Consider the following 11783-nt stretch of genomic DNA (forward strand, 5'->3'; position numbering starts at 1 on the left):
CCTGTTATTATGATTGCATGGAAGCCCCGCCATCCACATGAAGAACCTGGCCGGTCACATAAGTGGAATCCATGGAGGCAAGATACACATAGGTCGGTGCCAGTTCCCATGGCTGTCCGGCTCTCTTCATCGGATTATCAGAGCCAAAAGTTGTGATAAAGTCTGCCGACCGGCTGGCAGGCTGAAGCGGAGTCCAGATTGGACCCGGTGCGACAGCATTTACACGGATTCCTTTTTCCACAAGGGAGTTTGCCAGCGCCCGCGTAAAACTTACGATTGCACCTTTCGTGCTCGAATAATCAATGAGATCATCTTGGCCCGCATAAGCAGTGACAGATGTAGTATTCACAATCGCACTACCACACTTCATATGCTTAAGTGCTGCCTTAGTCATGTAAAACATTCCAAACACATTGACGTGAAAGGTAAGTTCAAGTTGTTCCTGCGTAATATTCTCGATGCTTTTCTGTGGGAATTGAACACCGGCGTTGTTGATTAGGACATCGATACACCCATATGCCTTTACCGTCTCTTCCACCGCTTCCCGGCAGAAACACTCGTCTCGAATATCACCAGCAAACAGAATACATTTCTCTCCGTATTTTTCCACACACTCTTTTGTAAAGCGTGCATCCTCATGTTCATCATAATAAATGATGGCGATATCGGCACCTTCTTTTGCCATGGCCACAGCTGTTGCTCTGCCGATTCCACTATCGCCTCCTGTAATCAGGACTTTTTTGCCTCTCAGTTTTCCACTACCCCTATATTCAGGATTATCAAATATAGGTTTTGGATCCATAATATATTCAAGACCCGGCTGCTCATCCTGATGCTGCGGCGGAAACTGAATCGGAACCTGATTACATTCCTTTTTATAACCAAGATACGGATATTGAAGTTTCATACATAAGACTCCATAAACATAAAGTCACTATTAAACTATGACGCCAGGAGTAGAAAGGTTATGCGTTTCATTGATGTTCACCGGAATCTTATCTTCTCATTCTTCTCAATCTGTATCACTCTGCCATCCTGTACCACTACAGTCACAGAGCCGTACCGGATCGACTCTATCAATTGCCTGATTTGTTTCAACTCTTCTGCACTTACCCTGTCTTCAGCCACACTTTCACCTCCATGTTACAGGAACAACAGTGAATCAGTATCCATTTCCTATTATGTCTATGGGAATTAATGCAATTATATTACAGTCTTTCTGTAAATGTCAATAGAAATTACTCTAAATAGATTGGATTTTGAGAAATCATTCTATCACGATATTTTTCCGTTGAAAGCTGCAAGCAGACGTTCTGCAGCACTCTTGATCTCTTCCAGAGCTTTGACAGCATCTTCCCGGTTTGTAATATCTAACAGTTCTTGTCTTCCAGAGTCCGTTTTTTCACTTAAAGCAGGCTCTAAGCCGCGCTCATAAACACGGTCAATGACCCCGCAGGCCGATGTCATATTCGTCACCCGGTCGATTAGTATAAACTCACCCATGGTCTTATGATGATGAAATTCATCGAGAGGAATTTTCTGATCAAAAGTAATACGGCAAGATGCAAGTTCATTCTTCATAAGCGAATTGGCATCCTCATGTTCTCCACTATTCACATCGATGGAATATAGGATCTCACTGACCACACAGGGAATCGTCGTCGTTCCGATTTTAGCAAGAAATTCTGCCCCTTCGGCAAGTATCGTATCGTCCATCCACAAAATCCGGCATTCTGCCCGATCGCTCACTGAAATTCCGGCATCCTTTTCAAGGACACATCCTCTGGATACATCGACTTCATGGTCCAGCAGAATCGTAACCGGCTGACCAGTTTTGGCCTGTAACACTTCCACGTCTCCAACATAGATGTCTTTTACAACAGCCTTCTCCCCACTTGGAAGAACTGTGATCTTATGACCTTTTTTTACCTCACCGGATTCAATCTCCCCCTGAAATCCCCGGAAATTATGATTCGGACGACAGACACGCTGAACGGGGAGATAAAATCCCTGTTCTTCCCTCTCATCTTTGACATCTGCTTGTTCAAGACAGGCGAGAAGCGGTAAACCGTGATACCAGTTCATGTTATCTGAGAGTTTTGTCACCTGGTCCCCCTCCGTCGCAGATACAGGTATCATCTTTACATCTTCCAATTTCAACTCATCGGCAAGATTTTCGATCTGATCTTGGATCTGAACAAACGCCTCTTTTCTATAGTTCATAAGATCCATCTTGTTTACGGCAAAGATAAAGTGGCGGATACCCATCAGGGAGCAGATTCTAGCATGTCGTCTTGTCTGTGAAAGCACGCCTTTTGCAGCATCAATCAGAATCACTGCAAGATCAGCATAGGAAGCTCCGACAGCCATATTTCTTGTATATTCTTCATGACCGGGTGTATCCGCCACGATAAAGCTTCTCTTTTTTGTTGTGAAATAGCGGTATGCAACATCGATGGTAATCCCCTGCTCCCGCTCTGCAAGAAGCCCATCCAACAAAAGTGAATAATCCAGTTCCCCTCCCCTGCTTCCGACTTTCGAGTCCAGTTCCAGTGCATTTTTCTGATCTGCGTAAAGTAATTTAGAATCGTAAAGAATATGTCCGATCAGTGTGGATTTCCCGTCATCCACACTCCCACAGGTGATAAATTTCAGTAGTCCCTTCATCAAAAATACCCCTCCCTTTTCCTTCTTTCCATGCTGCCCGCTGCTTCATGGTCGATTACCCGGCTGGTACGTTCCGAAGATACAGCACTTTTTGTTTCCTCTATAATCTGGTCAAGTGTCTCAGCGTCAGATTCATACCCTCCGGTAAGCGGATAACACCCCAGCGTGCGAAAACGAACTTTTTTATACTGTATCTCCTCACCGGGAAGTAATTTCATCCTGTCATCGTCCACCATAATGATATCTCCGCCACGATATACAACGGGCCGCTCCCTCGCGAAGTAAAGAGGCACAATATCAATATCTTCCTGTTTGATATACTGCCAGATATCCTTCTCTGTCCAGTTGGAAATAGGAAATACACGGATACTTTCCCCCTTATTGATCCTTGAATTATATAATTTCCACATTTCCGGACGCTGGCTCTTCGGATCCCATGCGGAAGCTGCATTTCGGAAGGAAAAGATTCTCTCCTTCGCCCTGGACTGTTCCTCGTCTCGTCTTCCCCCGCCAAATGCTGCAGTAAACCCATATTTGATCAGTGCCTGCTTGAGTGCCTGTGTTTTCATAATATCCGTGTATGCTGCCCCATGATCAAAGGGATTGATTCCCGCCCTGACTCCTTCCTGGTTCGTATACACCAGCATTTCTATACCATGTTTTTTTGCCGTCTGATCACGAAATTCGATCATTTCATGGAATTTCCATGTCGTGTCGATATGTAGAAACGGGAACGGCGGTTTCTCCGGATAAAAAGCCTTCAGGGCCAGATGCAGCATCACAGAACTGTCCTTTCCTATTGAATAGAGCATAACAGGCTTTTCACAGTCCGCTGCGACCTCTCGCATGATATAGATGGCCTCCGCTTCCAATTCCTGTAAATGTGTTAATTGATTCATCGAACTCTCCTTTCAAGTTTGCTTCTGCACTAATACTGGTTGGATTTTCTCTGATCTACACGGATCGTTGTCTCCTGACCCTTAACATCTTTGACCTTCCATTCTCTTATAGGTCCTTTTATTTCGACAGTGAGTGTCGCACCCAGTCCACCCATATCCGGTCCCAGATACAGGCAGATTGCATCCATACCACATGTCTTCACGCAAGAGGCACAACCCCAGCAATCCCCTGGATGACAGATATAAGCCTTTCCCTCCGAATTCCTCTTGATCAGATTTCCCGGACAGACGTCCATACATTTCCCGCATCCGACACACATACTTTTGTCAATTAGAATGCTCATACCTCTCACCTCCTGCCACAAGTTCCCGATAAATGATTTGGAGTTTTCCATTTTCCATTCTGGAGTTCACATATAGATTCCATGCATCGCTCTGCTTAGGATAATCCATATTTTCACAGAAGCAATGCCACCTTGTCTCTTTTCTCGCCCTCAGGTGGGCAATCAGTGTCTGACAGACCTCCAGCCGCTCTCGAACCTCATAGATCTTCATCAGATCATCCATATCATTTGCATTCAACTTTTTGCTGATATCAAAAAGCAATTTTATCTTTTCTTCAGCTATTCTCAGCTGATTCTGGTTAAATTGATAATCAGAGGATATACCGCCCGCATATTGATCCATCACTTTTTGCATTGCCTCTTCCACCTGGTCGGTGGTAAAGATACAGCGATCGTTGTGGAAAAATGACAGATATTCCTGCTCTTTTCTTTTAATTTCAGATACCGAAACTGACATAAGTTCTCTGTCCCGGATATAGGAAAGAGCCGCTTTTGCAGCAATTTCTCCCTCCGCAAGCGCACCGGAAACGTATTTCTGCGGACAACCTCCTGCTACATCTCCCGCCGCATACAGCCCGTGTATGGTAGTCTGCCTGCTGTAGTCAACCCAATATCCGCTAGCCGTATGACCTCCTACAATATAGGGTTCTGTCCCTTCGATTTCTACATCCTCAGCGCCGGGACCCTTTCTCTTCTCCATCCAGTGCAGTGTCTGCGACGGAGCCATATTCAGATATGCCCTGTAAAGCTCTTCCTCCTGTTCTTTTGATATGGCCTTTGTCTTCAAATAACATGGCCCTCTGCCCTCTATATTCTCACGAACTGTCCCATACACTCTCTCAGAAGTAGTACGTCCATACTTTTTTTCATAATTTTCCCCATAGGTGTTCACCTGCTCTGCACCGACTCCCTGTGCGATTGTACCTGTAGGTGCTATCGTATCCTTGCATCGAAGCGCAATAAAACGCATCTCGAATGTCGTCATTTCCGCCCCGGAACGAATTCCCATTGCATAGCCTGCCCCCGTGTTGAATGGAGAATACCACATCTTGTGTCTGGAAAATCCCGGATTATTGGGTCTGTATAATCCTGAAGCTCCTCCAGTTGTGCAGATCACGGCCTTTGCCTGAATCAGATACCATACTTTCTCTTCCACATGGAATCCGAAGGCTCCCTTGATCTGATTGTCTTCCACCAGATAATCCGTGATATTAATATGATTCATTACCTTTACCTTTGGCAGGTTTTTTAGTGAGTCAGCCAGAATCGGTTTGATATTCTCCCCGTTAATCTTGATATTTCGCTTTCCCCGTGCGGTATATCCTCCATCTTCATCCTTTTGGATCACCAGACCAAGATCTTCTAACTTTTCTGTAACTTCATTGAGTTTTTCCGCCATGGAAAGGAGAAGATCCTCTCGCACGATGCCTTTGGCATCTTCTTTTGCATATTCCACGTAATCCTGCGGCGTCTGGCCTTTCGTAATATAGGCATTGATTGCATTTACTCCCGCGGCAAGACATCCACTTCTTCGAATGTTCGCCTTTTCTGCCACGAAAATACACGCATCGCTTTCGGAAGCTATCGTCAAGGCAGCAAAACAGCCTGCCGTTCCTCCGCCTATGATTAATATATCAGTCTTAATTCTTTCAAAATGCATGCTGCCTCTCCTTTCATGCAAACATGAAGCGCTTAATCTTTTTAACCCAGATATCAATTAAATGATTAATGAATCATCTTTCATCACCTCATTTTCAAGCAAAAAAACCTCTCGCCCCTTAATCGCCAGAATCCGGTAGATGAACACGTCTACAGTCTCTTTGATGTCAAGCGGCGCCTCATCCGGTCCGCGGCCGGCCCGAAGCAGGAGGTCTCCCACTCTCACACGAATCTCAAAGCTGTTTCCCCGAAAAGACACATCCTCTACAACTCCCTCTGATGCAGAACTTTGATATTTGATATCTTCACTTTTTTTGCTGATCCTGACGTATTCCGGCCGTATGAGAGCTCCGGTCAGGCCTTGCACCCATGGGAAACTCCTAAGTTCGCTATAATCTCTCACCCAAACTCCATCCCCGAAAAATGTGGCAGCAAAGTCCGTGGCCGGTTTCTTATAGATCTCAACAGGTGTGCCTTTCTGCTCGATGCGCCCTTGATTTATGATGATGATCTCATCTGCGACCTCAATTGCCTCATCCTGATCATGAGTCACAAAGATACTCGTAATCCCAAGTGTTCGAATCATCTCCTTGAGCCAGCTTCGAAGTTCTTTTCTCACCTTCGCATCGATCGCAGCAAATGGTTCGTCGAGAAGCAGCAGCTGAGGTCCCGGGGCGAGAGCCCTGGCAAATGCAACCCTCTGGCGCTGGCCCCCGGATAACGCAGCGGGATATCTGTCTTCCAGGCCGTCAAGTCCAATCAGTCGGATCAAATATTTTACTCGTTCATCAATTTTTCTTTTGTTTTCCTTCTGTACTCTAAGTCCAAATGCAATATTTTCATACACTGTCATATAACGAAACAATGCATAATTTTGAAATACAAACCCGATTCCCCGCTCTCCTGCCGGGGTCTGATTGACCACTTTTCCATCGACCCGGATTTCTCCGGAATCCGGATCTTCCAAGCCAGCGATCATACGGAGAATCGTAGTCTTTCCGCCTCCGCTTGGTCCCAGAAGGCCCACCAGTTTTCCTTTTTCAATTCCAAAGCTGACATGATCCGAGACCTTTTCTGTCCCAAATGATTTATTAATATCTATAAGTTCTACATACAACGTTATTTCCCCCCTTTAACTTCCACATAACTTTTGACGATCAGAAGAATCACGGCCAGAAAAACGAGAATTGAGGAGACTGCAAAAGCCGGGACATATGCAAACTCGTTGAACAGAATCTCGATGTGGAGCGGCAGCGTATTAGTTTTTCCCCGAAGATGCCCCGAGAGTACCGAAACGGCGCCGAATTCTCCCATTGCCCTTGCAGCACACAAGATTATCCCATAAAGCAGTGCCCACTTAATATGGGGAAATGTGACTTTCCAAAATATCGTAAAACCATCTGCACCGAGAAGGGCAGCTGCCTCCTCCTCACCTGACCCCTGTGCCTCCATCACCGGAATAATTTCTCTTGATATAAAGGGAAGTGTCACGAATATTGTTGCCAGAAGTACCCCAGGCACCGCAAACACGATATTTAGATTCATCTCTTTCAGATAAGGGTACAGCGGGCTCTGCCTTCCGAATGTCAGCAAAAAAATCAGTCCTGCAATAACCGGAGATATCGTTACCGGAAGATCGATCAGCGTTGTAAGCACCCGTTTCCCCTTATAATGAAACTTCGTAGTCATCCACGCTGCCGCAAGTCCGAATATTGTATTACACATGACTGCAAAAATCGTTACTTTAAGCGTCAGCTGAAATGCCTTTCTGGTTAATAATCCGTTACCGCATTTTTATAAGCGTGAATTCCATCTCGAAAAGCAGTCCCCAGTACAACCATCAGCGGTAATACTAAAAATAATCCCATAAAAACAAAACATATGACAATCAAAAAAAGCTTTGTAAAATTAGCGTCTGTTTCTTTTTTATTCAATCTATCTTCCTCCTCTTACAATCCGGCCGCTCTTTGACTGAATCAGGTTCATGGCGAATAGAACGAGAAAGGATGCCGCCAGCATAACGAGAGCAATTGCCGTTGCACTTGCATAATCGTACTCCTGAAGTTCTGACATGATCATCAGAGGGGCAATCTCTGTCTCATATGGCTTGTTGCCTGCTATAAAGACCACGCTCCCGTATTCCCCCAGACATCTGCCAAAAGCCAGACCGAACCCGGTAAGTAATGCCGGCCTTATCTCAGGAAATATTACTTTTCGAAAGATCTCTGCTCTCCCTGCCCCTAAAACCTGTGCCGCCTCTTCACAGGATGAATCCATCTTTTCCAGAACCGGCTGCACGGCCCGCACGACAAATGGGATCCCGATAAAGATCAGGGCTATTGTAATTCCAAATTTGGTATAAGCGATATGAATTCCCCACCGTGTAAAGATTCTTCCGATCCATCCCTGATCTGTGGTAAGTGCCGTCAAGGATATACCTGCAACTGCGGTTGGAAGTGCAAACGGAAGTTCAATCATCCCATCCATTACTTTCTTTCCAGGGAATTCATATTTCACCAGAACCCATGCGAGAATCAGTCCCATAACCGTATTGATAACAGATGCTGCAAATGCGGTCTCAAAGCTCACTTTGAAACTCGCCAGAACCCGTTCCCTTGTAATCGTATGAATAAAATCATGAAAATCCATCTGTGCCGTGTATATAACAAGAGATGCCATTGGAATCAGAACGATAACCCCAAGCATCGTAAGTGTAATCCCTGCCGTCATCCCAAAACCGGGAATCACCTTATTTCTCATAGATTTCATCGAAGACACCTCCGTCTGAAAAATGCTCCTTCTGAGCCCGCTCCCATCCTCCAAAATGTTCGATCGTCACAAGGTTGATGTCTGTCTGAAACACATCAGCATATTCTTTTAAAATATCAGTATTTGTAGGGCGGTAATAATTCTCTGCTGCAATTTTCTGTCCCTCAGCACTGTAGAGATATTTTAGATACTCCTCGGCTGCCTTTCTCGTACCACGCTCATCCACAACCTCATCTACCACTGCCACAGACGGCTGTGCCAGAATACTGACAGATGGTGTTACAATTTCAAAATCATCCGAATCTCGGAGCGAAAGATAAGCTTCATTCTCCCAGGCAATCAGAACATCGCCCTGACCGTTCTCCACAAATGATGTCGTTGCTCCCCGTGCACCGGAATCCAAAACCAGAACATTTTGGTAGATCTTTTTTATATATTTCTTAATCTGCGATTTATCTTCACCGTACTTTTTCTCTGCAAATGCCCATGCTGCCAGATAGTTCCATCTGGCCCCGCCGGATGTCTTTGGATTCGGTGTTATAAGTTTCACATCGTCTGAGATCAGGTCATCCCAGTCCCGAATATCTTTCGGATTACCTTTTCTGACCAGAAAAACAATGGTTGATGTATATGGCGCACTGTCATACTTGTATTCGTCAGCCCACCCTTCGTCAATCAGACCTGTCTTTTGGATCGAGGTAATATCATACTCCAGTGCCAGAGTCACAACATCCGCAGGAAGACCATTTGCCACCTCAAGTGCCTGTTTACCGGAGCCCCCATGTGACTGTATAATCTCCACTTCCTGACCAGTTTCATCTTTCCAATGCTTCGCAAAGGCTAGGTTGTAGGCCTCATACAACTCCCGTGTCGGATCATAAGATACATTCGTAAGAGTTAATTGGTTCCCCTTCTGATCTGCCTGTTTTCCACATCCGCCCAGAGCAGATACTGTCACTGCAGATGCACACAATACGGCCAACCCCTTCATTCTTTTCATCCCATCCTCCTTTTTATTACCGGGATGCCGTCCCTGCCCGTATATCAACAAAAAAACAGAGGCAGACGCATATGCAGCATCCAAACCTCTGGTTTTCCAGTCAGTTCATCGATATTTACTTTTAATTGGAATTAATTATAATTCTTATTCCCTATAATGTCAATAGGAAATATGGGATTTTCTATCGACTATTCCTGATTTTCTTCTTTTTTGATCTGAATATGAACATCATCCAGCTGTTTCTCTGTAACCGGAGCCGGTGCATTCATCATAAGATCCATTGCGTTTTTATTCATGGGAAATGGAATAATCTCGCGGATACTCTCATCCCCTGTAATCAGCATAATCATACGATCGATCCCCGGCGCAATTCCCGCATGCGGCGGTGCTCCAAAGCAGAACGCATTGTACATAGCCGGGAATTTTGCCATCACATCCTCCTCGCCTAGTCCGATCATGTTAAATGCCTTGATCATAATCTTAGGATCATGATTTCTCACAGCGCCGGAAGACAACTCAATTCCGTTGCAGACCAAATCGTACTGATATGCCAATATCTCAAGAGTTTCCTGATTATTTAAAGCATCTATCCCTCCCTGTGGCATAGAAAATGGGTTATGGCAGAATTCCAGCTCTCCAGATTCTTCTCCGATCTCATACATAGGAAAATCAACAATCCAGCAGAATTCATAACAGTCTTTCTTCATGTGAGCATCGCAATTTGCACCCAAAAGGTTGCGCAGAACACCTGCCGACTTTTGAGCCTCTGATTTTTTTCCCGCCGTCAGACCAATAAAATCACCAGGCTGAAGATTAAGTTTTTCAACAATCTCCGACTGTTTGTCCTTAAGGAACTTGCTGATTCCACCGGAGAATGCTTTATCTTCGGTGTATTTGAACCAATATGCCTTACTTCCACTTGTAACTTCCACGTCACTGCAAATTTTATCGATTACCTTGCGGCTTGCCTGAAACTGGTCCATCACGATGGCCTTTATAATATTTCCTTCAAACGGTTGGAAACCACAATCGGACAAAAGCTCAGATGCATCCTGAATCTCAAGATCAATTCGAAGATCAGGCTTGTCCGTTCCATATCTCTCCAGTGACTCCAGATATGGAATTCGCCGAAATGGTGTTTTTGAACTATTTTTATAGACTCCATATTTTTCAAATACAGGTGGAAGTACTTCCTCATTCACTGCAAAGACATCTTCCTGGTCAGCAAATGCCATCTCCATGTCCAGCTGATAGAATTCTCCCGGTGAGCGATCTGCCCTGGCATCCTCATCGCGAAAGCATGGAGCAATCTGAAAATAGCGATCAAAACCGGACGCCATCAGAATTTGTTTAAACTGCTGAGGAGCCTGTGGCAATGCATAGAATTTGCCCTCATGAAGTCTGGATGGAACAAGATAATCCCTTGCACCTTCCGGTGAGGAACAGGTCAAAATTGGTGTCGTAATCTCTAAAAATCCAAGTTCTGTCATTCTCTGTCTGAGTTCTGCAATGATCTTACTTCTCAGAACGATCTTGTCCTTTATTTTTGGATTACGAAGATCCAGATAGCGATATTTCAGACGTAAATTTTCGTCAGCCTCTGTAGATCGATTAATCTCGAATGGCAGTGCCTGGTGTCTGCATTCACCCAGCAAAGTGATCTTCCCCGGAACTACCTCAATATCTCCTGTCGAAAGATTTTCGTTCTTACTGGAACGCTCTCTTACTATACCATCCACACGAATGGTAGATTCATTATTGATACTATCTATTATGCTCATCATATCCTCTGTATCAATTACAATCTGAGTCGTTCCATAGAAATCTCTGAGTATTAAAAACCCGAGATTCTTAGAAACTTTACGCAGATTTTCATACCATCCAACTAAAGTGACCTTTTCTCCGATATTGCTGCTTCGGAGTTCATTACACGTATGTGTTCTAGACTGTGTCATCTAAGTTCTCCTTATAATCAATTAATAATTTCTATGATATCAGGGTCAAAAGGTCCTGCGTTTCATGCTTGCATGAAAAAGCATGACCTTGAGACCCGAACAAACATGAGAAAGCAGCCCGATTAGGGTGTATTTCGAATGTTTGTAGGATTACGTAAGCACAAAGTGCGGAGTAATCCGTGTATCATATGGGGTCAAATTACTTTTGACCCCATCATCTTTCTATTATACCAGAAACATAAAGTCAACTCAATATAGCACCGACATAATAACCTTTAAATACAAAAAAAGACCCTGTCAGTATGACAGGATCTCATCTCTAACTCCCCGAGTAGGGTTCGAACCTACGACAACTCGGTTAACAGCCGAGGGCTCTACCGCTGAGCTATCGAGGATTATTCTGTTTTGGATACTTTACATACGTATCTTCAAAACCGCATACAAATTATAACATCATTCCATCTTTTTGTAAACACCGGACCTTCACTTG

Annotated in this window: 12 protein-coding genes and 1 tRNA gene; all 13 read right to left on the reverse strand. The window is 44.5% G+C overall.

The annotated features are described in order from the left end of the window. Window positions 1–7: 7 nt before the first annotated feature. A complete protein-coding gene (locus INP51_RS13730) occupies window positions 8–907 on the reverse strand; it encodes an SDR family oxidoreductase (RefSeq protein WP_193735370.1) in 900 nt (299 codons plus the stop codon). A gap of 77 nt (window positions 908–984) precedes the next feature. Then, window positions 985–1128: a YezD family protein gene (locus INP51_RS13735; RefSeq protein ID WP_193735371.1), complete on the reverse strand. Its 144-nt coding sequence runs from the start codon at window positions 1126–1128 to the stop codon at window positions 985–987. Between the two features lie 147 nt (window positions 1129–1275). Next, entirely contained in the window at window positions 1276–2667 is a 1392-nt protein-coding gene (locus tag INP51_RS13740) for a sulfate adenylyltransferase subunit 1 (protein WP_193737386.1), read from the reverse strand. Next, window positions 2667–3566: a sulfate adenylyltransferase subunit CysD gene (gene cysD, locus INP51_RS13745; RefSeq protein ID WP_193735372.1), complete on the reverse strand. Its 900-nt coding sequence runs from the start codon at window positions 3564–3566 to the stop codon at window positions 2667–2669. Before cysD ends, INP51_RS13740 begins: the two co-directional genes overlap by 1 nt. 29 nt (window positions 3567–3595) lie before the next feature. Continuing rightward, on the reverse strand, window positions 3596–3910 hold the full coding sequence (locus INP51_RS13750) for a 4Fe-4S binding protein (protein ID WP_193735373.1): 315 nt from the start codon (window positions 3908–3910) through the stop codon (window positions 3596–3598). Beyond that, window positions 3894–5570 (reverse strand): adenylyl-sulfate reductase subunit alpha, encoded by a 1677-nt coding sequence (locus tag INP51_RS13755; RefSeq protein ID WP_193735374.1) that lies wholly within the window; start codon window positions 5568–5570, stop codon window positions 3894–3896. The genes INP51_RS13750 and INP51_RS13755 overlap by 17 nt, the downstream gene beginning before the upstream one ends. Before the next feature lie 57 nt (window positions 5571–5627). After that, complete coding sequence (locus tag INP51_RS13760; protein ID WP_193735375.1) at window positions 5628–6686, reverse strand: sulfate/molybdate ABC transporter ATP-binding protein; 1059 nt, start codon at window positions 6684–6686, stop codon at window positions 5628–5630. A 2-nt stretch (window positions 6687–6688) separates the two neighbouring features. Beyond that, complete coding sequence (locus INP51_RS13765) at window positions 6689–7294, reverse strand: sulfate ABC transporter permease (protein WP_334298159.1); 606 nt, start codon at window positions 7292–7294, stop codon at window positions 6689–6691. Between the two features lie 47 nt (window positions 7295–7341). After that, window positions 7342–7503, reverse strand: coding sequence for a hypothetical protein (locus INP51_RS16615; RefSeq protein WP_331463458.1), 162 nt, complete (start codon window positions 7501–7503; stop codon window positions 7342–7344). A gap of 1 nt (window position 7504) precedes the next feature. Further along, complete coding sequence (gene cysT / locus INP51_RS13770) at window positions 7505–8338, reverse strand: sulfate ABC transporter permease subunit CysT (RefSeq protein ID WP_193735376.1); 834 nt, start codon at window positions 8336–8338, stop codon at window positions 7505–7507. Continuing rightward, window positions 8319–9338: a sulfate ABC transporter substrate-binding protein gene (locus INP51_RS13775; protein WP_193735377.1), complete on the reverse strand. Its 1020-nt coding sequence runs from the start codon at window positions 9336–9338 to the stop codon at window positions 8319–8321. The genes cysT and INP51_RS13775 overlap by 20 nt, the downstream gene beginning before the upstream one ends. A gap of 188 nt (window positions 9339–9526) precedes the next feature. Next, window positions 9527–11293, reverse strand: a complete 1767-nt coding sequence (gene aspS, locus INP51_RS13780; protein ID WP_193735378.1) for an aspartate--tRNA ligase — start codon at window positions 11291–11293, stop codon at window positions 9527–9529. Window positions 11294–11616: 323 nt separating this feature from the next. Continuing rightward, window positions 11617–11688: transfer RNA gene (locus tag INP51_RS13785), tRNA-Asn, on the reverse strand. Between the last annotated feature and the right edge of the window lie 95 nt (window positions 11689–11783).

The organism is Blautia liquoris (assembly GCF_015159595.1).
Taxonomy (GTDB): domain Bacteria; phylum Bacillota; class Clostridia; order Lachnospirales; family Lachnospiraceae; genus Novisyntrophococcus; species Novisyntrophococcus liquoris.